The following is a 21,672-nucleotide window of genomic DNA, read 5'->3' as shown; positions in this document are numbered from 1 at the left end:
AGCACTTCCCGATTTCAGATCTCGTAAAGTCGCTTTATCCCAAGCACTTCATCGTCACGTTATTACTTATGTCCCATCAGCATCGGCACACCGTCACTCGAACAGTTGATGACATCGCCCGCCTGGCAAAACCCACCGGAGGGGTAAGCCAAATCAACCCTGAACCGTCGAATGACCGATTGACCAATCTTCGATGGGCCGCGCCACACCTCATACCAGGCTTGTGCAGTGCCTCTAAGGCGCAACGAATACACCACAGGGTCGTACGGGGAGACGATAAATTTCAGCCCATTCGCCAAGTCCATAGGGGTGCTAAAAGACTGACGCTCGGCGAACCGGCTTTCCTCCACAACCGGATCATTCCAACCGTTATTGTTATAGCCGTGGGTAAAAAACCGGATTTCATCGTTCAGTGCAAAATCTGTGTGAGGTACCACTTCCCAAGTGACGCCGAAAAAAATTTCCGGGGAGGAACAGCAGGTGAGGAAGGTCCCTGTCCCCCCGATAAGCGTGTGACGAATAACTGGTGCAGGAAAACTGGCCACAGCGCCCGTATTGACATTGACCAGGGTGTTTGCCGACTGCTGCTGGTTAACGCCATTATCGGTGGTGTAATACACGGGCAACGCGGGGTTGATGATGCCCTCCACGACCGCCCAAGGAATAACGCTGGAAAACACTAATTGGCCCCCTACTTCCCCCAGCTGCACCGTTTTGGTTGCAACGGGGCCGATACCATTCCAAAAGAACCGCAGCACTTGCCCTGGCTGTGGATCGTCATAAAGAAACACACGGGCACGGGCCCCCACGTCTTGGTCCCGATGATCGACTACATTGGGTTCGTCTGACACCAAGCCGCGCACTTCAGCCAACGGCAAGTCGGGGTTGAGCAGCGCGGGCGCTCCCGCATGATCCTGCCCGGCAACCCTGAAATCCTGCTGGATACGTCGCGCAAATGAAGGGAAGGTCGAGAGGCCACGAATGATCTCGTAACGAACTCGCACCTCCTCCGCCACCAGATCAGGCGACGGGCCACGCATGGTTAACCAGGGGATCAGCACCTCGGTCACCACGCCATCGAGCACCGGTACATCGGCGACTGGCCGATCATCCCAGAACACCCTGGCGCGATCATTTGAGGCCCAGTTCAGGTAAGGATCAATCAGCACCACAACCCCTGCCCTCGCATCATCACGCTTGATGAGGTTGTCATCGTAGGCAGGTGGCCGAATACGAGGCGCTGCAAGCGGTACTCCCGGACTCGCGATCAGGTTCAACACAAACGGCAAACCGGCACTGCGTGTACTAAAGTTACCGGCCCTATCGAACACCCGATAAAAGATAAAAGCTGGCCCATTGTTCAGCCTACGAAACGCGTCAGCTGCCAGCTCAACCACCAGCGGGTCTGAAATATTTTCAAGTATGTGAACGCCATCAGGCCCGTCCGCTGGCGGGTTTGGACTATTGGATAGGAACATTTCAATACGGTCTCGGCGACTTCGCCTCAGATAAGGCGGCACGTTGAACCTTACCGGGTCATTGCTCGCGAGATAGGGCTCATCGATACCTGTAACAGGTGGCGTCACGAAGCTCAGTTGATCATCTGGTCGAAGCAGTTCCGGCCCTTCCATATCGATGGTCAAGGTGACCTTCGGGTCAAGCTCACTCATCTGCCCTTCCGAATCGACCACTCGATAAAACAAATCCACGGTGCCTGAACGCTCTCTCAGCATCAGCAACGGCACATGCACTTCAATAAAGGGCGGTAACGGAGGGGGGGGCGCATTGACGAGTTCAAAATCGGCCTGCCTTTCGATACCGTCCCGCAGCCAGATGAGGTACAGCCTGTGGGGGGTGTCTGCAGGCTCCGGCGCAGGTAGCCACATGGGCACCCTCACCAACAAGTCCGCCAGCAACAGGTGGACGGGCACCAAACCTTCGGGGTCGAGAGGATCAACACCCGGGATTTCCATCGGCCCAAGTGCCAGGACCGTTCCACTGTGTGTTAGTTGAGGCTGAGCAGGTGTGGATACAGACATTTTCTTTCTCCTGATGCGTGGCCGGTCGTAAACGCCTGGCAGCTATTCGCCTATGAGGAAAGTAAATGCCAAACCAGTCGACTCGACTACTGTCAGAACTAACAGGCTAACGACCCGTTCGTCGGCTTGGCGGGATAACTGCGACTATAAAAAACCGAAGATTAACTTGACGATTGCGTGTAGCTGATGTCTTCTGAAACCGGTTTCAGCGCAATCCCAGCGCATACAATAAGAAAGGCTCTGCCATGACTTCATTTTCCGCCGCCCAGCGTAGCCGCGTAACCATGCTTGATGTGGCAGAGCGAGCCGGCGTGTCGAAAGCCAGCGTCTCGCGTTTTATCGGCGACGACCGCGCCCTGCTCTCCGACGCCATCGCCCTGCGCATCGAGCAAGCCATCGAACAACTTGGCTACCGCCCCAACCAAATGGCCCGTGGCCTCAAACGTGGGCGCACACGCCTGATCGGCATGCTCGTCGCCGATATCCGCAACCCCTATTCCATTGCCGTGATGCACGGCGTCGAAACCGCCTGCCGCCAGCACGGCTACAGCCTGGTGGTGTGCAACACCGACCGCGATGATGAACAGGAACGCCAGCACCTTGCTGCGCTGCGTTCGTACAACATCGAAGGGCTGATCGTGAACACCCTCGGCCATCACCTCGACCAACTGCTGGAACTGCAACGGGAAATGCCCCTGGTGCTGGTGGACCGCAAGGTCGAGACACTGCACAGCGACCTGGTGGGCTTGGACAACCCGGCGGCGGTGCGCATGGCCGTTGAGCATCTTGAGCAACAGGGTTATCGCGACGTGCTGCTGGTGAGCGAAGCCACCGATGGCACCAGTTCGCGGTTGGAGCGCTTGGACAGCTTCAAGGCTGAGATTGCGGGCCGCCCGCAGCTGACCGGTGCGGTAGTGGAACTGGACGGCGAACTGGAACATCACCTGCAAACCTTCCTCGTCAAACCCGGCCCCAAGGCGCTGTTCTGCGCCAACGGCGTCGCCGCGCTGGCCTGCACCCGCGCGCTCAAGAACCTGGGCTGCAACTTGTTCGACGATGTCGGCCTGATCGCCCTGGATGACCTGGACTGGTACCCGCTGGTAGGGAATGGCATTACCGCCCTCGCCCAACCCACCGAAGCCATCGGCGCCAGCGCATTCGAGTGCCTGCTCAAGCGCCTGCGCGGCGATACCGAACCGACGCGCACCCTGGATTTCCTGCCCGAACTCATCATCCGAGGCTCAACACAATCCGTTGTGGGAGCTGGCTTGCCAGCTCCCACATTTTGATTTTCGCTTAAAAATGAAACCGGTTTCAGAGGTAAACAACAATGCATAAATACCCCGTCTCCATCAGCCTTTCCAGCTACGGCGCCGACCTGGTCCGCGAGCAAGGCCAATTGAGTTTTGTCGAACTGCTCGCCGCTGCCGGTGCCCAGCGCATCGAATGGCGTGAAGAGCTGCTCACCCACGAACAGCCCGCCGAACTGGCCCAGGCCGCCGCGCAGCATGACTTGCAATCGGTCTTCTCTTCGCCTCTGGAACTGTGGGTCGCCGGCCGCGCCCAGCCCAGCGGCGAACTCGCTGCCACCCTCGACCGCGCCCAGGCGTTCGGCGCGCGCTGGCTGAAAGTCTCCCTCGGCTACTTCACCGACACCAACGACCTCGACAGCCTGCACGCCCTGCTCAACCGCCACCCGGTCCGGTTGCTGGTGGAAAATGACCAGACCCTGCACGGCGGGCGCATCGAGCCGATGCAGCGTTTCTTTACCGAAGTCGAACGCCTGGGCCTGCCGGTGAAGATGACCTTCGACATCGGCAACTGGCAGTGGCAGGACCAATCCGCCCTCACCGCCGCGCGCCTGCTCGGCCGGCATGTGGATTACCTGCACTGCAAGGCGGTGGCTCGCCGCGCCGACGGCAAACTCGTGGCCCAACCGCCCGGCGCCACCGACCTGCACCTGTGGGAACAATTGCTCAAGCACATGACTCAAGGGATTACCCGGGCGGTGGAATTCCCGCTGCAAGGCGCTGACCTGATCGCGGTCACCGCGCAACAGGTCGCTGCCCTCGCCCAACTTGGCCAACCGCGTGCGGAGAACGCCCATGTCTGAGATCGATATTCTGTCGTTTGGTGAAACCATGGCGATGTTTGTCGCCGAGCAAACGGGCGATCTGGCCCAGGTCGCGCAGTTCCACAAGCGCATTGCCGGGGCCGACAGCAATGTCGCCATCGGCCTGTCACGCCTGGGTTTCAACGTGGCGTGGCTGAGCCGCGTGGGCAATGACTCACTCGGGCGCTTTGTGGTGGATACGTTGCAAAACGAAGGGCTGGATTGCACGCACGTCGCCGTTGATCCCCTGCATCCGACCGGCTTCCAGTTCAAGTCCCGCGAAGAAGCCGGTGCCGACCCGCAGGTGGAATACTTCCGCAAGGGCTCGGCGGCCAGTCACCTGTCGGTTGCGGCGATCAGTCCGACCTTGCTCAACGCTCGCCACTTGCATGCCACCGGGATTCCGCCGGCGTTGTCCGAGGCGACCCGCGAGCTGTCGGTGGAACTGATGACACAAATGCGCAGCGCCGGGCGCAGCGTGTCGTTCGACCCCAACCTGCGCCCGTCGCTGTGGGCCAGCCAGGCGCAGATGATCCGCGAGATCAACGCCCTCGCCAGCCTCGCCGACTGGGTCTTGCCGGGCCTGGGCGAAGGCCGCCTGCTCACCGGCTTCGATGACCCGGCGGATATCGCCGCGTTCTACCTCGACCGAGGCGCCGAAGCCGTGGCGATCAAGCTCGGTGCCGACGGCGCCTACTACCGCACGCACATGGACCAGGGTTTTATCGCCGCCGTGCCCGTGGCCAAGGTCGTCGACACCGTTGGCGCCGGCGACGGTTTTGCCGTGGGCATGGTCAGCGCCCTCCTGGAAAACCTCAGCTTTCCCGCGGCCGTGCAGCGCGGCAACTGGATCGGCAGCCGCGCCGTGCAAAGCCGCGGCGATATGGAAGGTTTGCCTACCCGCACAGAGTTACCCGTTCAAGCCGTTGCCTAACCCACTACCTGTTGCCACAACTACAACAAGCTCAGGAGCAACCCCATGGAAACCGTGAAACTCGCCACCCGCCGTTGGTGGTACATCATGCCCATCGTATTTATCACCTACAGCCTGGCCTACCTGGACCGCGCCAACTACGGCTTCGCCGCCGCCTCCGGGATGGCCGAAGACCTGATGATCACCCCCGGCATGTCGTCGTTGCTGGGGGCGCTGTTTTTTCTCGGTTACTTTTTCTTCCAGGTGCCGGGGGCGATCTACGCGCAAAAGCGCAGCGTGAAGAAGCTGATCTTTGTCAGCCTGATTCTCTGGGGCGGCTTGGCCACGCTGACTGGCGTGGTGTCCAACGCCTACATGCTGATCGTCATTCGCTTCATGCTCGGCGTGGTCGAAGCCGCCGTGATGCCGGCGATGCTGGTGTACCTGTGCCACTGGTTCACCCGTGCCGAACGCTCGCGGGCCAACACCTTCCTGATCCTCGGCAACCCGGTGACCATGCTGTGGATGTCGGTGGTGTCGGGCTACCTGGTGCAGCATTTCAGCTGGCGCTGGATGTTTATCATTGAAGGTCTGCCGGCCGTGCTGTGGGCGTTTATCTGGTGGAAGCTGGCCGATGAGCGTCCAAAGGATGCCAAGTGGCTGAGCGCCACTGAGAAACAGGACCTGGAAACCGCGCTGGCCGCCGAGCAAGTCGGGATCAAGGCGGTGAAGAACTACGCTGAAGCATTCCGCTCACCCAAAGTGATCATCCTGGCCCTGCAATTCTTCTGCTGGAGCATTGGCGTGTACGGCTTTGTGCTCTGGCTGCCGTCGATCCTCAAGCAAGGCTTGCAGATGGACATGGTCGAGGCCGGCTGGCTGTCGGCGCTGCCCTACCTGGCGGCGGTGATTGGCATGCTGGTGGTGTCGTGGGGCTCGGACAAGCTGCAAAAACGTAAACGTTTTGTATGGCCGCCGCTGCTGATCGCCTCCATCGCCTTCTACGGTTCCTACGCACTCGGCGCCGAACACTTCTGGTGGTCCTACACCCTGCTGGTGATCGCCGGGGCCTGCATGTATGCGCCCTACGGCCCATTTTTTGCCATTGTCCCGGAGATCCTGCCGGCCAACGTTGCCGGGGGCGCCATGGCGCTGATCAACAGCATGGGCGCCCTCGGCTCGTTCGGCGGTTCGTACCTGGTGGGTTACCTCAATAGCAGCACCGGCTCGCCCGGCGCCTCGTACCTGCTGATGAGCGGCGCACTGCTGCTGTCGGTGGTGTTGACGATTTTCCTCAAGCCCGGCGCCAGCGACCGCGCTCCGGTGCAAACCCTCGAATTGAAGGCCAAGACCGCATGAAAAAGTCTGTCGTGTTGTACAAAAAACTCTCCGCGCCCTTGATGGCCCGCCTGCATGAACAGGTCGACGTCACCCTGATCGAAGCGCTGGACGCCAGCGGCCTGGCCAAGCTGCGCGACGCTCTGCCCGGTGCCCACGGCCTGCTCGGCGCCAGCCTGCGCCTGGACGCACAACTGCTGGATCTTGCGCCGCAGCTGGAAGCGGTGGCCAGCGTATCGGTAGGCGTCGATAACTACGACCTCGACTACCTGACCGCACGCGGCATCCTGCTCAGCAACACCCCCGACGTGCTCACCGAAACCACCGCCGACACCGGCTTCGCATTGATCCTCGCCACCGCCCGGCGTGTGGTCGAACTGGCCGACATGGTGCGCGCCGGCCAATGGAACAAAAACATCGGCCCCGCGCACTTTGGCAGCGATGTACACGGCAAGACCCTGGGCATCATCGGCATGGGCCGCATCGGCGAAGCCCTGGCCCAGCGCGGGCATTTTGGCTTTGGCATGCCGGTGATCTACCACAGCCACTCGCCCAAGCCGCTGGTGGAACAGCGCTTTGGTGCACAGTACCGCAGCCTCGCGGATTTGCTGCAACAAGCGGACTTTGTCTGCCTGACATTGCCGCTGACGGCAGAAACGGAAAAGCTCATCGGCACCAAAGAGTTCGCGCAGATGGGACCGGACACGATCTTCATCAACATCTCGCGGGGCAAGGTGGTCGACGAAGCCGCGCTGGTGGAAGCCCTGCAACAACGCACGATTCGTGCGGCGGGGCTGGATGTGTTCGAGCGTGAGCCGCTGAGTCACGACTCACCGTTGCTGCGCTTGAACAACGTGGTGGCAACGCCGCATATCGGCTCGGCGACGCATGAGACGCGGGAGGCGATGGCCAAGTGTGCGGTGGATAACCTGCTGCAAGCGTTGGCCGGGGAAAGGCCGAAAAACCTGGTGAACGGCGCAGCCTGGAAGCAATAACCACTGACACACTGCTGAAAAACTGTGGGAGCTGGCTTGCCTGCGATGGCGGTGGTTCAGTCAGCGATGTACTGACTGACAGATTGCTATCGCAGCGGTGCGGCGACCCGACAAGCCAGCTCCCACAAGATTATGCGGCGCTACACCTACTGTGCAGAGCTGACAAGCTGTGAGAACTGACAGTAGCGAGGCCTGGTAAACCTCGCTTCAATTGGCATTGACATCCCTTTGAACAGGAGCGAGATGACATGCCCACTTCAAAAAAGGTCGCAAAGGCACCCACGCTGGAAACACCGGTCAAGGTCATACTTCCCGAGGGTATTCCGCAGATTGGCGTGACCAATGAATACCTCAGACAGCATAAAAACACCTTGCCGGTGACCATCTCCGTTTATGCAGGGCAAACCCCCGGCGATACCATTGGCCTGTGCATCGGCGGCCCCGATGAAAAGCCGCTGATTGTGGTCACCGTCACCCACGCCGACAAAGAGACCGTGATTCCGGTTCCCGCAGCGCTATTGCACCTGTTCGCCGACACCGTGCACCTGATCTATTACAAAATCTGCACGCCGAACTCGAAAGGCGAATTTCTGCGGTTGCACCTGAACCCACGGATGCCCTGACACACCCCTGTAAAAACTGTGGGAGCTGGCTTGCCGGCGATAGCGGTGGTTCAGTCAATGATGCATTGACTGACAGGTTGCTATCGCAGGCAAGCCAGCTCCCACAAGGGTTATGCAGTGGCGGTTAGATCACGAACCTGGCCACCATCCCATTCAGATCCACCGCCAGGCGCGACAGCTCATGGCTCGCCGCGCTGGTCTGGTTGGCGCCCGCTGCCGACTGAGTCGCCAGGTCGCGGATGTTCACCAGGTTGCGGTCCACTTCGCGGGACACCTGGGCCTGTTCTTCCGAAGCGCTGGCGATCACCAGGTTGCGCTCGTTGATCAGGCTGATGGACTGGGTGATCTGCTCCAGCGCGACACCGGCGGCGCGGGCCATTTCCAGGGTGGTTTGCGTGCGCTGATTGCTTTGCTGCATCGATTGCACGGCCTCACCGGTGCCGTTCTGGATACCGGCGACCATCTTCTCGATCTCCTGGGTCGACTGCGCCGTGCGATGGGCCAGGGCCCGCACCTCGTCGGCCACCACCGCAAAACCGCGCCCGGCTTCTCCGGCACGCGCCGCTTCGATGGCGGCGTTGAGCGCCAGCAGGTTGGTCTGTTCGGCAATCGCGCGGATCACGTCGAGCACCTTGCCGATATCACGGCCTTGGGTGGCCAGGCCTTCGATCAACACGGAGGTGTTTTGCACATCCTGGGTCATGGTCTGGATCGCGCCGACGGTTTCCACCACACGGTCGCGGCCTTCACGCGCCGCCTGGTTGGACTGGCTGGAGGCCTCGGAGGTGGACACCGCATTGCGCGCCACTTCTTCCACCGCCGCCGTCATCTCGTTGACCGCCGTGGCGGCCTGGTCGATTTCGTTGTTCTGTTGTTGCAGGCCTTTGGACGCCTCTTCGGTGACCGCGCTCAGTTCTTCTGCCGCAGAGGCCAGCTGGGTGGCCGAGCCGGCGATGTGCTGGATGGTCTGGCGCAGGTTGGCCTGCATGGTGCCCAGGGCGCTGAGCAGGCGCGCCGGCTCGTCCTTGCCATCGTCTTCGATGACTTTGCTCAGGTTGCCACTGGCGATGGTTTCGGCCACTTCCACGGCTTTGCGCAAGGGCGTGACGATGCTGCGGGTCAGCAGCCAGGCCAGCAACACCGTGAGCACGGCGGCAACCACCGACACGGCAATCACCCCGGTGATAGCGCCCTGATAACTGTGCTCGGCTTCAGCGTCAGCATCCTTGGCGTCGGCCGCGTTGATAGCGATCAGTTTGTTCAACTGCTCGCCCATCAGGTCAGTGCCGTCCTTGATCCGCGTATTGATCAACAGGCGCACGTCCTCGACCTTGCCTTGCTTGGACAAAACCAGCATTTCGGCCTGGGCCTTGAAGTAGTTGTCCAGGGTGGTGACGAAGGTTTTGTACAGCGCGGCTTCCTCGGGGCCGGCGGGCAGCGCCGCGTAGCTGGCCTGGGCCGCCTTGACCTTGTCGCCCAGCGCGCTCATGCGGGTTTCAGCTTCTTGCAAAGCGGCCGGCTCGCGGTTGACCAGCACGCGAAACGACAGGATGCGCAGGCGCAGCACGTTTTCCGTGATGATGCCCAGGGACGTGACGCTGGGTAGCTGCGTGGCGCTCATGTCCACCGAAGACTGGCGTATCTGCGTCATGCGGTTGACCGCAAACACCCCTAATAAAATCACTAGCAACGCAATGAAGGCGAAACCGAGAAACGCGCGTGGGGCGATATTCAGCTGACGAAGTGACATAGGGGGGGTGCTCTCAGAAGTAGTGTTTGCGAGCGTCCCTGCCGCGAAACGATCAGCCAGCGTCAACGCGCCGTACGGACCTTTGGTCACCACTGTTATGGTTGGAATGTGGGCCTATACGAGGTATCGGCAGGCTCGGCAGATTTATGCAGGGTGTTTATAAATATTTTTTTACACTTCTGACGCTAGGCAGTTTCTGGCATCCTGCGCCTCCATTTTCTGACCCGAGCCCGCATTTTGTCTGACGCTCAAGCCCCCCGCCCCCGTTATAAATCCGACCTGATCTACGGCCTGGAAGACCGCCCGCACTTTGCCGCCGCGATTTTTGCCGCGTTGCAGCACGTGCTGGCCAGTTTTGTCGGCATCATCACGCCCACCCTGATCGTCGGCGGTGTGCTGGGCCTGGAAAGCGAAGTGCCCTACCTGGTGAGCATGGCGCTGTTTGTGTCGGGGCTGGGCACCTTTGTGCAGGCGCGCAAGTTCGGGCCGATTGGTTCGGGGCTGTTGTGCCTGCAAGGCACCAGTTTTTCGTTTATCAGCGTGATCCTCAGCGCCGGGTTCATGGTCAAGGCCCGGGGCGGGGGCACCGATGAGATCCTGTCGACGATCTTTGGCATCTGCTTTTTCGCCGCGTTTATCGAAGTGGTGCTGAGCCAGTTCATCGGCCAGCTGCGCATGCTGATCACCCCGGTGGTCACCGGCACCATCATTACCCTGATGGGCTTGTCACTGATCAAGGTCGCGGTCACCGACATGGCCGGCGGCTATGGCGCCAGCGACCTGGGTGCGGCCGGCAACATGGGCCTCGCGGCCCTGGTGCTGCTGACCATCGTGGTCCTCAACCGCTTCAGCAATCCGTTCCTGCGCCTGGGCTCCATCGTCATCGGCCTGACCCTGGGCTTTGTGGTGGCCTGGATGATGGGCCGCGTGGACATGGCGGCATTGCCGCACGTGCCGTTGATCAGCGTGCCGGTGCCGTTCAAGTACGGGTTTTCGTTCGACTGGGTAGCGTTTATCCCGGTGGCAGTGATCTTCCTGATTTCGCCGTTGGAAGCGGCCGGTGATCTGACGGCCAACTCGATGATTTCCCAGCAGCCGGTCAAGGGCCCGCTGTATATCAAGCGCATCAAGTCGGGCCTGTTGGCCGACGGCCTGAACTCGGCGATGGCCGCCACCTTCAACAGTTTGCCGATGGTCACCTTCGCCCAGAACAACGGCGTGATCCAGCTGACCGGCGTGGCCAGCCGCTACGTCGCCTACTTTATCGCCGGCCTGCTGGTGCTGCTGGGGCTGTTCCCGATGATTGGCGCGGTGCTGCAATTGATGCCCAAGCCGGTACTCGGTGGTGCCACCCTGATCATGTTCGGCACCGTCGCGGTGGCCGGGATCAAGATCCTCGCCGAAGCCGGCCTGCACCGGCGCAACGTGCTGATCGTGGCGATCTCCCTGGGCATGGGCCTGGGCGTCGCCGCCGTGCCGGAAGTGCTGCGCGACCTGCCCAAGGCGCTGCACAACATCTTCGAATCGCCGATCACCGTGGGCGCATTCTGTGCAATCCTGCTGAACATTTTCCTGCCGGAAGAGTTCATAGAACTGCACGAAGATGAATTTGATCCAGAGTCCTCTACCCTCAAAGTGATGCAGGACCCGGACGCCACGAAATAAGGAACAGGTTTTATGCGCAAGCTCATGGTTCTATCGTTACTGCTGCTGACCCTGAGCGCCTGCGCGCTGTTCCCCAACCGTGACCCGGTGAATATCAATGTGGTGGGCATCGAGCCCCTGCAAAGCCAGGACCTGGAAGTGCGCTTTGCCGTGAAATTGCGGGTACAGAACCCCAATGAAACGGCAATCGACTACACCGGCGTGGCCCTGGACCTGGAGGTCAACGGGCGCCCGCTGGCGTCGGGCGTGAGTGACCAGACCGGGAGCATCGCGCGTTTTTCCGAAACCGTCCTGCTGGTTCCTGTCAGCGTTTCCGCATTTTCCGTGTTGCGCCAGACCCTGGGCCTGAGCCAGACCCAAAGCCTGAACAACCTGCCCTACGTGCTGCGGGGCAAACTGGCGGGCGGCCTGTTTGGCACCCTGCGCTTTGTCGACCGTGGCACCCTGGACCTGCCGAACACCGCCACCTGGTAACTGCCATGCAACCCACCTTGTTCACCGAACGCCTGATCCTGCGCCCGCTGACCCTGGACGACGCCGCGGGCATCCAGCAGCAGTTCCCCCACTGGGAAGTGGTGCGTTACCTCAACGCCCTGGTGCCCTGGCCCTACCCGGCCGATGGTGCCCTCGACTACCTGCAACACGTCGCCCTGCCCGCCATGGCCCGGGGCGAGGAATGGCACTGGTCGATCCGCCTGAAAAGCGCGCCGGAGCAGTTGATCGGCAATGTCAGCCTGATGGATGAAGTGGATAACCATCGGGGCTTCTGGCTTGGCCCGCAGTGGCAGGGGCAAGGCCTGATGAGCGAAGCCAGTGCGGCGGTGACCGACTATTGGTTTGGCGTGCTGGAGCGGCCGCTGTTGCGGGTGCCGAAGGCGGCGCCGAACCTGGGGTCGCGGCGGATTTCCGAGCGTGAGGGGATGCGGCTTATCAGGACGGATGAAGGGCAGTTTGTTGAAGGCACCTTCCCGCGGGACATTTGGGAGATGACCCGCGAGCAATGGCTGGAATCCAAATCCCCCAGCCAATAAAAATCCAATGTGGGAGCTGGCTTGCCTGCGATAGCGGTGTGTCAGCTTGCACATCCTTGGCCGATACACCGCTATCGCAGGCAAGCCAGCTCCCACTTTTTTAATCTCTGTTTCAGTCAGTGATATAGCGCACGCCCGGTTTGGCGCGTTCATCTACAACCAACTCGAACACATCCGGCCGGGCGTAGTGCCCCACCACGTCATAGTCATACCGCGCCCGCACCAATTCATCGGTGTCGATCTGCGCCGTCAGCAACCCCGCCTCGCCCACCAGCGGCCCCGCCAGAATATCGCCCATCGGCCCGACAATCACGCTGCCACCGGCAATCAACGGACGCTGCGCCGGCCAGTTGGCGATCTCCACGCCGAGCGCCGCGGGCGACGCCTGCACCTGGCACGCGCTCACTACAAAACAGCGCCCTTCATGGGCCACATGGCGCATGCTCACCTGCCACATCTCGCGCTCGTCCACCGTGGGTGCACACCACACCTCGACGCCCTTGGCGTACATCGCCGTGCGCAGCAGCGGCATCATGTTTTCCCAGCACACCGCGCCGCCGATGCGCCCAACTGCGCTGTCGAGCACGGGCAAGGTCGAGCCGTCGCCCTTGCCCCAGATCAGCCGTTCGGTGCCGGTGGGCATGAGTTTGCGGTGCTTGGCCACCAGGCCGCCCGTGGGCTCGAAATACAACACGGTGCAATACAGCGTGCTGCCACTGCGCTCGATCACGCCAATCACCAGGCTGGCACCGGTGCGTGCCGACAGGCCGGCCAGTGCCTGGGTCTCGGCGCCCGGCACATCCACCGCGTTGGCAAAATACCGCGCAAAGGCGTCACGACCTTCCGCCAGGCGATAACCTAGTTGCGTGCCAAACCCTTCGCCTTTGGGATAACCACCGAGCAACGCCTCGGGCATCACCACCAGTTGCGCGCCGCTGCGCAGGATCTCGTCTTCATAGCCGAGGATTTGCGCCAGGGTTTCATCCTTGCCGCCGGGCAAGGCTCCGATTTGCAGGGCCGCTACTGTGGAAACAGGCATCTCGATCACTCCGGATGGTGGGGGTTGCCCATTCTCCCGCTCACCGCGATCATGAATAAAGCCCACTTCAGTGCTGAATGATATGAGCCAAATGAATATCGACAAGATCGATCTCAACCTGCTGAAAACCTTCGAAGCCCTGCACGATGAATCCAGCGCCAGCCGCGCGGCGTTGCGCCTGGGGGTGACGCAATCGGCCATCAGCGCAGGGCTGCGGCGCTTGCGCGTGGTATATGGCGACCCGTTGTTCGTGCGCACCGGGCGCGGCTTGGCGCCCACCGTGCGGGCCAACCAGTTGAGACCGGTGATCAGTGAGGCGCTGGCCCGTTGCCGGCAGAGCCTGGCCATGGTCAATCCGGATAACCAGCAATACGAGGGACGGTCGGTGGTGCTGGGCCTGTCCGATGACTTCGAGATCGCCTACGGGCGCCGGCTGATGGCGGCCATCGCACAGCGGGCCCCCAAGCTGCGGGTGATCTTCCGCCAGACCCACAGCCAGATCGTCGCTGCCGCCCTGCTCGACCGCAGCCTGGACCTGGCAATTACGGCGGGCGGTTTTGCCCAGGGTCGGTTAAGCCGCCAGGTGCTGGGTGAAGGGGATTATCGTTGCCTGCTGGACTCGGACCAGGCAAGCATTGACCTGGACGAGTTTGTCACGCGCGAGCATGTGCTGGTGTCGTCCGGCGGCTTTATCGGGATTACCGATGAGGGGCTGGCAGCGCAAGGGTTGAGCCGGCACGTCTGCGCCTCCACCAGCCACTTCGCCGCGTTGCCGTTTCTGCTCAAGGGCAGCCAGGCCGTGGCGACCATTCCCGGGCATGCGGCCCAGGCCATCGCCGAAATGACCGGCCTGCGGGTATTGCCCTGCCCGCTGGCGCTGCCGCGTTACCCGGTGGAGTTGGGCTGGCGCACCCAGGCGCAGTTGGACCCGCTGTTGCGCAAGGTGCGTGAGGCGATCGTGGCGAGCTTTACTTGGCCGCCGCCATCAACTTGTTGACTTCACTGCGCACCATGTTGGAGAACTCCGGCGGCGACATGCCGTCGAGTTCCGCGCGCACCCACTCGGCCCACTTGCCCTTGCGCTTGGCGCGCTCGCCGAACAACCGCGCCGCTTCGCCCTTGGCCTTGCCCAGGTTGGTTTGCCACAGGTCATAGAGGCGGGACTTTTCATCTTCCAGCTCGGCGCGTTCGGCGAGGGTCTTGTTGGCCAGATTGAAGCTCATGTTGAATTACCTGCTGCACAAATAGGCGACATCTTACACTGTAGGTCGAATTTTCCTGATTCGGATTTAGCGCAAAAGCGCCGGCCGGGAAAAAAACTGCAACTTTTGCCGACGCCCGACACTCCATTGTTCACTGTCACATTCACTTGCAAGGAGTCACCCCATGGCCCGCAAAACTGCCGCCCAAGCTGTCGAGGAACAAATCAAGGATCAAGCCTTCAGTGAACTGACGGCGTTGATCGAAGAGTCGGACAAACTGCTGAAAAGCAGCGCCGCGCTGGTGGGTGAAGAAGGTGAAACCCTGCGCGAACAGGTCGCCATCAAGCTCAAGCAAGCCCTGGACTCGGTGTCCAGCGTGCGCGAGCGCAGCAAGCCGGTGGTGGATGCCACCGAAACCTACATCGGTGGCCACCCTTGGCAGACCGTGGCGATTTCCGCAGGCTTCGGCCTGGTGGTCGGCCTGCTGCTGGGCCGTCGCAACTGAGTACAACCGGCTGTGCCCTGGGCGCAGCCTTTTTTTAGCCGCTTGCCAGCGCCCGCAGGCGGTGCAAGTCGTCGGCATCCACCACAATCCCCTCTTGCTCGGACTTCGCCCGCGTGCGATGACGCCGATCCCCCGGCAGCCTCCGCAACCCCGCCGCATGCATCTGCCGCACCAGTTCCTGGCTGCGCTCGGCGAACACCTGGCCACTGGTCTTGCTGGGGTCGATCACGATCAGCAATTGCCCGGTCCAGGGCGTACGCGCGCCGGGATGATCCGACCAATCGAATTCGAACGAGAAATTGCCCCCCGTCAACGCCGCCGCCAGCAACTCGACCATCATCGACAGCGCCGAGCCCTTGTGCCCGCCAAACGGTAACAAGGCACCGCCTTCGAGGATCGCCTTAGGGTCTTGCGTCGGTTGGCCCAGGCCATCGACGCCCATGCCCGGTGGCAGGCGCTCGCCTTTGCGCGCGGCGATTTGCACATCCCCGTGGGCGATGGCACTGGTCGCCAGGTCAAATACGATCGGCAAGCCATCGGCACGGGGCGCGGCGAAAGCAATCGGGTTGGTGCCGAATAGCGGCCGGTCGGCGCCATGGGGCACCACGCACGTCATGCTGTTGACCACGCTCAATGCCACCAGGCCTTGTTCGGCGAAGGGTTCGACATCCGGCCACAAGGCGGCGAAATGATGGGAGTTGTGGATCGCCAACAGCGCGATACCGGCGCTGCGGGCCTTTTCCACCAATAACGGGCGGGCAGCCTCAAGCGCCACCTGGGCAAAACCGTTGCCGGCATCCACCCGCACAAATCCTGAGGCCACATCCGTGACCTGGGGCACTGCCCGACCATTCACCCAGCCGCTGGCCAGGGTGCTGATATAGCCGGGAATACGAAAAATGCCATGGCTGTGGGCGCCGTCGCGCTCGGCGCTGGCGCAGTTGTGGGCGAGGATTGCGGCCACCTCGGGCGAAGTGCCGTGGTGCACAAACACCTGTTGCAGCAACTGCGCCAACTCAGTGAACGCGATGGACAGACGAGAACCCTCGATTATCTTGGACGGCGTAGACATCTGAAGCTCCGATTTTATGATTGGAAGGCGCGACAAGACGAGAAACCCAGGCCCGTGATTAAACAACGCGCCCGCCGCCTGCTGTCAATCGACGTTTGCCAGCCCGGTGGTTTTGGCAGCAGTTATCTACCCCCGCACCGCCATCCCTCCCGCCTAACCTGCCGCTCAACCCAGTGCCACTTTGGCCCAGACGGAGAGCAGCCCATGACCAGCCTGAACCCCCCGTATTTTTTTGATGAGTACCAACGCCCGATTACCAGAAAGCAACCAACCGAACGGGAGCGCGCACTGGGGTTGGCCCTCGAAGATATCAACTGGCTGGACACGGTCTATACCGCAAGCCATGAAGGACGCAGCGACCGCACCGTACCGATGGTCGTCGAGACACTGAATATAAGTCGGCCGGGCATGCCGGAAATACCCTTGGCCGGCGCTTTCATGATGAGCCCTACCCCTGGCGACAAGAAGGCGGTCCTCTATACGCCTTACGCCGGCCTGGAGGTTTTCCTCAACCGGGCCGAATGCCTTTCAAACATTACAGAACGCTTGAAAATACCATCGCAAAATACTGAATTAATTAGATTTTTATCAATAGAACAGCGCAACACGTTTGACCACGGCAGCCCCTTCACCCTGACCACAGCAACCATCAAAGGCGGGGTATTCGAAGACCAGGAAACCACCCTTGAGGCCAACCAGGCGGACAACGTGCAACGCATGCTAGACGAGTTGCGCACGATCCCGACACTGCCGGAAATGATGGAGGGAGTGCTTGATGTGTTCAGGCTCGCCGACTTCCCCGACCTTGACCATCGAGACACCCGGGTCAACAGTTTCATACCGACGACGAATCACAATGGTAACGGTGTCATGCGCTGGGTTGAGTCGGCAAGCCTGGGGGAAACCGTGCTGCAGTACTACGTGAACCAGGCATGGCCGGCCAACCGCACGCGCACCTTCAGCAACCCGAAACATGACAAAAGCCGGTTTACCGAGGCCCAGCATAAAACAGACGTGGCGCGCTGGGAGGGCCTGGTCCAGCAAACCGCCGGAATCCTCTCCAAACTGCTCAACGCCTTGTTGCAGACCTGGTGGAACGAACCCCTCGGCCGAAACAAGTCGCCTTCGGGGCAGTCGCGCATGGACCTGTTTACCCAAGTCATGAGCGATAAGTTTCGCAAGGATCTGCTGCTCAAGCGTCAGAGCCGCGAAGGGATTGTCTCGGCCACGGAAGCCCGCAACCTGCTGGCCATCTTCCTCCCCAGCCAGGCTGAGCGCAGCGCGTGGCATGACACCTTGCGTATCGAAAAAGTCAGTCTTGCCGCGCCTTATCAGCACTCTGTGGAACTGGCCGCAACCCTCTTGATCAGCGACCAGCACGCGTACCTCTACACCCAATCGCGGGGGTTGCAGGTACTCAAAGACGTCGACGACCTGAACAAAACCTTGTTGAGCATGCTTGACGCTGCCCACTACCAGGACGAGTTGCTCAATTACCTGTCATTGGACGAGCGCAGCCTGTACCTCGCCATGAAAAACCTGCATATCCGCGGGCTGCCGTTTGAGGGCAGTGTGTTTGGCGAGATGGTCAGCGACATTCACGCCAAGCAACTGAGCAACCTGGAGCACGCACTCGCGCTCTATCGCCGCAGCAATGGCACGGTGGACCTGACGGCGTTGCTCGACTGTTCGCTGGACATCCGCCACATGCTCGACAGCCGCCTGCTCAAGCTTGACACCGCCGGGCGCTGGAGCCTGCACCCGGTCACCAGCGGCAATGGCCGGCCATCCACCGTGCAGGCCGAGCGCGCCAAACTGCACCTGGCCGCACTGCAACCGCACGAAGAGCGCATGGTCGCGCAACGGGCCGGGCACCCGACCCTGCGCAGCATGGCCACAAAAGCCTTGAACGAAGAAATAAAGGCACAGTTCTTGTACCAGGATGCCAGTGACGTCCACGTCAACACCTACGCTACCGAGGCGCGAGACCTTGAGGATCGTGCTCCGCAGTCGTCGCTGAACATGGTCGAGTATTTCATCCAGCACCTGGCCGACGCCGACGGGGCGATTCGCACAACGCCGCGCATCGGCTATTACCGCGCCCCCCAAAAAGGCGTTTCCGTGCGCTGGCACAATCTGGACGACCGTGTCTTCGAAGCCATCATCGGCAAGGTCCGCCGCGACTTCTTGAAACACGATGTGCGTGCGCTGCCCCGTCGGTTTCTGGACAGTCATGGCGCGGACATGATCAACGCCCTGATGCAAGGACTGCGCAGCGAAGCCGAACTGCGCCTGCTCAACCGCACCCTGAGCCCGCACCACTTTGCGATTCTGGACACCGTGCTGCGCCCCGACAGCATGACGCGCGACAAGCGCCACGGTTATCAAGGCTTCCTGCCGGACGCCTTCGAGTTGACACTGACCGTCAACGCGGACCCAACCCCCGAGCCCCTGGCCAACTGTTTTGTACTGACTGAACGCGGCGGCCTCGATCCCCAGCTCTCGGGCGCGGTCGTGCTGTGGACCCCTCAATCCGGCTATGAACCGTTCGCCTCGTTGACCGACCTGCTTGAATCGCTCAAGCAGCGCCTGAACCACGGTGAACGGCGCATGGCCCTGTTGCAGAACTTGCCCATCAGCCTCGGCGCCCCCCATCAGACCTACCACCTGGGGCCGCTGCAACGCATCGACGGGCATTTCCTCGAACACTGCCTGCACAGCAACTTCCGGCGTGACCTGGATGCCATCGACCACTGGCTCTCGATGTCGCTGGCGCCGACGCAACTGCAGGAGCGCCTGGATGACGTGTTGCGGCGAATGGCACCGTCAAATATCGGCAGGGCAAAAGCCATCGCCAGCGCCATTGTCCAGCAACATACGCTACCGGTGTGGCTGGGGATGGCCTCGATCGGGGACCAGTTGCTGCACGCCGAACTGCTTGAGCAGTACCGCCTCAGCGCGCCGGACAACCAGGACTACCTGCATGGCCTGCCAAACTTGCGCGAACACGTGGCAGGCACGCTGACGGCGCTGCTCAAGGCGCGCTACCCGGATGATGCGCTGGACCCGGAAGACATCCTGATCCCGGCACGGGTGGTCCTCAATGGGCACCCGCAAAGCCTGACCGATTTCGCCATGCGCCACCTGCCAGACCTGCGGCCCGATGACCTCACCCCCAAAGCGCGCGGCAGCAGGCCCTTACCCACATCATTGGATGGCAGTGCGGTGGTGCAACTGGTGCGTCAGTTGGATATCAGCACAACCTTCAGTGCGCTGCTCACCACCCACTTGACCGCCGACACCGACGACGCCCGCAAGCGCCGCGACCTGTTTTGCCAGCAATTACCCTGGCAGGTGCTACGCCACGCCCATGAAGAAAAACTCGAAGAACGCCTGAGCGTGTCGGCCTGGGGGTTTATCCAGCAGATCTTCGACATGCCCGACGCCGTTGCCCGGGACGCCGTCAGCGGTGCCACGGCGATGATCCGCCCCCTGGAACTGATGATCACGGCCGGAGCGACGCCCTCGAAGGTGCTCGGCGTCTACGTAATAGGCCCGAAGGACGGTGCGACGGGCCCGTTGGTACTCTACGCGCCGTACTCCCCGATGAACGTTCTAAAGGAGTACGGCACGCCGGAAAAACTCCTGGAAGACATCAGCAGCGACGGCCCGTTGCAGGACTGGGTCATCAGCCAGATGGGCGATCCCGATCAGGCAACCTTCCGCCATTTTTTCCAGGCATCGGCAAGCGGCGCTGCAGACAAAGAGGATGCCGCCGAACGCATCGGCCTGGCCTCGAATCCGATCAGGGGCCACCTCTTGCGACAGGTGTTCCACGACAATGCCGAGCAGTTGATCAGGATGCTTGCCTGCCAGTTCGAAAAAGCCGGCAAGCACCAGTGGCATGGCATCATCAGCCTGTTTCGCGAAGGCATTCCCGTGTCGCTGCAGTTCATTGCAGGCAAGCTCATGTACCCGTTGGTGGTGTGGCGCAGCTACAAACTGTTCCAAACCTCTGCCGAGCAATTGCAAGAGCAGCACTTTGGCGAAGGCCTGCGCCTGTTTATCCAGGGTGTCGCGTCGCTGGCGTCACTGCGAAAGCAGCTCGATGAGTCGATGTCCCCTGATCCTGTGCCCGACACACCCGCCGCTGCGGAAGGCCCCGCACCGGCCATCACGGCTGACCGCCTGGACATGACAGATCCCCTGCGCACGCAGCTGCGCCGGTTTGAGGATGTGGCAGTGGCGCTCACAGACCTGCCGTTGGACCCACACACCCAGGTGTACACCCAACCGGTCAACCACCGTACTTATGTGCCCGTGGCGGGCAAGGTCTACCCGGTCGCAAGAAGCGGCAGGTACTGGCGGGTGAGCCTTGCCCGGGAGTTGGGGCCCTATGTCGAACGCAACGCACAGGGCCAATGGGTGCTGGACCTGTCCCTGCGTGAGCCGCGTTTCGGGCCGACGCTGTCGCGCTTGCACCAGCAGGCCGTTACCCGGCGAGTCCTGGGGGCGTCCATCAATATCGAAGCGCAAGGGCTGCCGGCCATTCGCGGGTTGGACCTGGACAAAGGGCTGCACATCGACCGGGCACTCAACATCGCGCTGTATTACACCATTACCTGCGGGCGCAACCTCGCCGCTTTTGCACCCCGACGCGACCCCAATTCGAGGGTTGGGCGCATTCTGAACGAGATGTTCGGGATTCTCATGTTCAGCCCTGATCAAGTGGAAAAAATACGTGCACGTGTCAGGGAAATCGAGAACGGGCTGAGTGCCGACGATCTGCTGAGGATGGATTCGGGCCGATTCGTGTGTGGCGAAGCCCGCTGGAGCGCCAATAAAACCCTGGCTTTTGTAATACCTGATGATGCCGAGCGGAATATCTATTTGCTGAACCTGTTCTTCGATCCGGGCATGAACCGCTACTACGCGGGAAACCTGAACGCCCCTTTCGACATCGATGACCACGTACGAGCCACCACCCTGATTCATGAGATGAGCCATCTGGTCTCGCAGACCGAAGACATTGCCTACATGGACGCTCCGCACCCCTTTCTGGATCTGATCAGCCGCGGCACTCCAGACAGCCTGAAAAAGTACACGACCCTCAGCAACGTCCAGAGCACAGCGCTGTCCGTACTGACACCTGCAACCATGCTGTTCAAGTCCTGGGATGATTTATCCCAGCGCTGGGAGGACCTTGGCCAGACCGGCTCGGCCAAAGTCCGTGACAAGGTACTGCACCTCACAGGCGCAAGGACACTCGACGATGCCCGGCAAACGTTCATGAGCGATCCGGACCGCCGGCTGGACATCATCCTGGCGAATGCGGACTCGGTGACATACCTGATTACCCACGTGGGCAGGCAGTTGGACTGACCCTG

At 61.3% G+C, this 21,672-nt stretch carries 17 protein-coding genes; 12 read left to right on the top strand and 5 right to left on the bottom strand.

The annotated features are described in order from the left end of the window. Positions 1-62: 62 nt before the first annotated feature. Positions 63-2,039, bottom strand: a complete 1,977-nt coding sequence (locus PSH87_RS12365; RefSeq protein ID WP_305433842.1) for a hypothetical protein — start codon at positions 2,037-2,039, stop codon at positions 63-65. Between the two features lie 245 nt (positions 2,040-2,284). Here PSH87_RS12365 and PSH87_RS12360 point away from each other — a divergent pair, with 245 nt between their 5' ends. From PSH87_RS12360 to PSH87_RS12335, 6 genes are all read left to right on the top strand, one after another. Continuing rightward, the gene (locus PSH87_RS12360; protein ID WP_305433841.1) at positions 2,285-3,328 is read left to right on the top strand and encodes a LacI family DNA-binding transcriptional regulator; all 1,044 of its coding nucleotides are present in this window, start codon (positions 2,285-2,287) and stop codon (positions 3,326-3,328) included. 41 nt (positions 3,329-3,369) lie between these two features. Beyond that, positions 3,370-4,152, top strand: a complete 783-nt coding sequence (locus PSH87_RS12355; protein ID WP_305433839.1) for a sugar phosphate isomerase/epimerase — start codon at positions 3,370-3,372, stop codon at positions 4,150-4,152. Next, positions 4,145-5,086, top strand: a complete 942-nt coding sequence (locus PSH87_RS12350; RefSeq protein WP_017738638.1) for a sugar kinase — start codon at positions 4,145-4,147, stop codon at positions 5,084-5,086. The genes PSH87_RS12355 and PSH87_RS12350 overlap by 8 nt, the downstream gene beginning before the upstream one ends. A 45-nt stretch (positions 5,087-5,131) precedes the next feature. Then, positions 5,132-6,424 (top strand): MFS transporter, encoded by a 1,293-nt coding sequence (locus tag PSH87_RS12345; RefSeq protein ID WP_305433837.1) that lies wholly within the window; start codon positions 5,132-5,134, stop codon positions 6,422-6,424. Beyond that, positions 6,421-7,398 carry a D-glycerate dehydrogenase gene (locus PSH87_RS12340; protein WP_017738636.1) on the top strand — a complete coding sequence of 326 codons (978 nt, stop codon included), beginning with the start codon at positions 6,421-6,423 and terminating at the stop codon, positions 7,396-7,398. Before PSH87_RS12345 ends, PSH87_RS12340 begins: the two co-directional genes overlap by 4 nt. Before the next feature lie 248 nt (positions 7,399-7,646). Continuing rightward, a complete protein-coding gene (locus PSH87_RS12335; protein WP_305433836.1) occupies positions 7,647-8,021 on the top strand; it encodes a hypothetical protein in 375 nt (124 codons plus the stop codon). 124 nt (positions 8,022-8,145) lie between these two features. On the opposite strand, the gene PSH87_RS12330 is transcribed toward PSH87_RS12335, so the two are convergent. Continuing rightward, positions 8,146-9,771, bottom strand: a complete 1,626-nt coding sequence (locus PSH87_RS12330; RefSeq protein WP_305433835.1) for a methyl-accepting chemotaxis protein — start codon at positions 9,769-9,771, stop codon at positions 8,146-8,148. 237 nt (positions 9,772-10,008) lie between these two features. On the opposite strand from PSH87_RS12330, the gene PSH87_RS12325 reads away from it, so the two are divergent. Genes PSH87_RS12325 through PSH87_RS12315 form a run of 3 tightly spaced genes read left to right on the top strand, consistent with a single transcriptional unit; the run spans position 10,009 to position 12,467 of the window. Beyond that, positions 10,009-11,436, top strand: coding sequence for a nucleobase:cation symporter-2 family protein (locus PSH87_RS12325; RefSeq protein ID WP_305433833.1), 1,428 nt, complete (start codon positions 10,009-10,011; stop codon positions 11,434-11,436). Positions 11,437-11,448: 12 nt separating this feature from the next. After that, positions 11,449-11,910 carry an LEA type 2 family protein gene (locus PSH87_RS12320; RefSeq protein ID WP_305433831.1) on the top strand — a complete coding sequence of 154 codons (462 nt, stop codon included), beginning with the start codon at positions 11,449-11,451 and terminating at the stop codon, positions 11,908-11,910. Between the two features lie 5 nt (positions 11,911-11,915). Next, positions 11,916-12,467: a GNAT family N-acetyltransferase gene (locus tag PSH87_RS12315; protein ID WP_305433830.1), complete on the top strand. Its 552-nt coding sequence runs from the start codon at positions 11,916-11,918 to the stop codon at positions 12,465-12,467. A 112-nt stretch (positions 12,468-12,579) separates the two neighbouring features. Here PSH87_RS12315 and PSH87_RS12310 read toward each other — a convergent pair whose 3' ends face one another. Continuing rightward, entirely contained in the window at positions 12,580-13,506 is a 927-nt protein-coding gene (locus PSH87_RS12310) for a carbon-nitrogen hydrolase family protein (RefSeq protein WP_305433829.1), read from the bottom strand. Positions 13,507-13,597: 91 nt separating this feature from the next. Here PSH87_RS12310 and PSH87_RS12305 point away from each other — a divergent pair, with 91 nt between their 5' ends. Beyond that, positions 13,598-14,503 (top strand): LysR family transcriptional regulator, encoded by a 906-nt coding sequence (locus tag PSH87_RS12305; protein ID WP_017738629.1) that lies wholly within the window; start codon positions 13,598-13,600, stop codon positions 14,501-14,503. Here PSH87_RS12305 and PSH87_RS12300 read toward each other — a convergent pair. After that, positions 14,475-14,729: a hypothetical protein gene (locus tag PSH87_RS12300; RefSeq protein ID WP_003190904.1), complete on the bottom strand. Its 255-nt coding sequence runs from the start codon at positions 14,727-14,729 to the stop codon at positions 14,475-14,477. The genes PSH87_RS12305 and PSH87_RS12300 overlap by 29 nt on opposite strands. A gap of 163 nt (positions 14,730-14,892) precedes the next feature. Between PSH87_RS12300 and PSH87_RS12295 the strand changes: the two genes are divergently transcribed. Further along, positions 14,893-15,213: a YqjD family protein gene (locus tag PSH87_RS12295; RefSeq protein WP_017738628.1), complete on the top strand. Its 321-nt coding sequence runs from the start codon at positions 14,893-14,895 to the stop codon at positions 15,211-15,213. Positions 15,214-15,247: 34 nt separating this feature from the next. Here the strand turns inward: PSH87_RS12295 and PSH87_RS12290 are convergent, their stop codons facing one another. Beyond that, positions 15,248-16,285 carry an Ldh family oxidoreductase gene (locus PSH87_RS12290; protein WP_017738627.1) on the bottom strand — a complete coding sequence of 346 codons (1,038 nt, stop codon included), beginning with the start codon at positions 16,283-16,285 and terminating at the stop codon, positions 15,248-15,250. Between the two features lie 204 nt (positions 16,286-16,489). Here PSH87_RS12290 and PSH87_RS12285 point away from each other — a divergent pair, with 204 nt between their 5' ends. Further along, the gene (locus tag PSH87_RS12285; protein WP_305433826.1) at positions 16,490-21,667 is read left to right on the top strand and encodes a dermonecrotic toxin domain-containing protein; all 5,178 of its coding nucleotides are present in this window, start codon (positions 16,490-16,492) and stop codon (positions 21,665-21,667) included. The last annotated feature ends 5 nt before the right edge of the window (positions 21,668-21,672 follow it).

Origin of the sequence: Pseudomonas sp. FP453 (assembly GCF_030687495.1) — a bacterium.
Taxonomy (GTDB): domain Bacteria; phylum Pseudomonadota; class Gammaproteobacteria; order Pseudomonadales; family Pseudomonadaceae; genus Aquipseudomonas.
Note: the sequence above shows the minus strand (reverse complement) of the source record. Positions and strands in the feature narration are given on the sequence as shown.

Excerpts from the sequence above, each read along its gene's own strand:
- PSH87_RS12365 (WP_305433842.1), bottom strand. The coding sequence starts at position 2,039 with ATGTCTGTATCCACACCTGCTCAGCCTCAACTAACACACAGTGGAACG.
- PSH87_RS12360 (WP_305433841.1), top strand. The coding sequence starts at position 2,285 with ATGACTTCATTTTCCGCCGCCCAGCGTAGCCGCGTAACCATGCTTGAT.
- PSH87_RS12355 (WP_305433839.1), top strand. The coding sequence starts at position 3,370 with ATGCATAAATACCCCGTCTCCATCAGCCTTTCCAGCTACGGCGCCGAC.
- PSH87_RS12350 (WP_017738638.1), top strand. The coding sequence starts at position 4,145 with ATGTCTGAGATCGATATTCTGTCGTTTGGTGAAACCATGGCGATGTTT.
- PSH87_RS12345 (WP_305433837.1), top strand. The coding sequence starts at position 5,132 with ATGGAAACCGTGAAACTCGCCACCCGCCGTTGGTGGTACATCATGCCC.
- PSH87_RS12340 (WP_017738636.1), top strand. The coding sequence starts at position 6,421 with ATGAAAAAGTCTGTCGTGTTGTACAAAAAACTCTCCGCGCCCTTGATG.
- PSH87_RS12335 (WP_305433836.1), top strand. The coding sequence starts at position 7,647 with ATGCCCACTTCAAAAAAGGTCGCAAAGGCACCCACGCTGGAAACACCG.
- PSH87_RS12330 (WP_305433835.1), bottom strand. The coding sequence starts at position 9,771 with ATGTCACTTCGTCAGCTGAATATCGCCCCACGCGCGTTTCTCGGTTTC.
- PSH87_RS12320 (WP_305433831.1), top strand. The coding sequence starts at position 11,449 with ATGCGCAAGCTCATGGTTCTATCGTTACTGCTGCTGACCCTGAGCGCC.
- PSH87_RS12315 (WP_305433830.1), top strand. The coding sequence starts at position 11,916 with ATGCAACCCACCTTGTTCACCGAACGCCTGATCCTGCGCCCGCTGACC.
- PSH87_RS12310 (WP_305433829.1), bottom strand. The coding sequence starts at position 13,506 with ATGCCTGTTTCCACAGTAGCGGCCCTGCAAATCGGAGCCTTGCCCGGC.
- PSH87_RS12305 (WP_017738629.1), top strand. The coding sequence starts at position 13,598 with ATGAATATCGACAAGATCGATCTCAACCTGCTGAAAACCTTCGAAGCC.
- PSH87_RS12300 (WP_003190904.1), bottom strand. The coding sequence starts at position 14,729 with ATGAGCTTCAATCTGGCCAACAAGACCCTCGCCGAACGCGCCGAGCTG.
- PSH87_RS12295 (WP_017738628.1), top strand. The coding sequence starts at position 14,893 with ATGGCCCGCAAAACTGCCGCCCAAGCTGTCGAGGAACAAATCAAGGAT.
- PSH87_RS12290 (WP_017738627.1), bottom strand. The coding sequence starts at position 16,285 with ATGTCTACGCCGTCCAAGATAATCGAGGGTTCTCGTCTGTCCATCGCG.
- PSH87_RS12285 (WP_305433826.1), top strand. The coding sequence starts at position 16,490 with ATGACCAGCCTGAACCCCCCGTATTTTTTTGATGAGTACCAACGCCCG.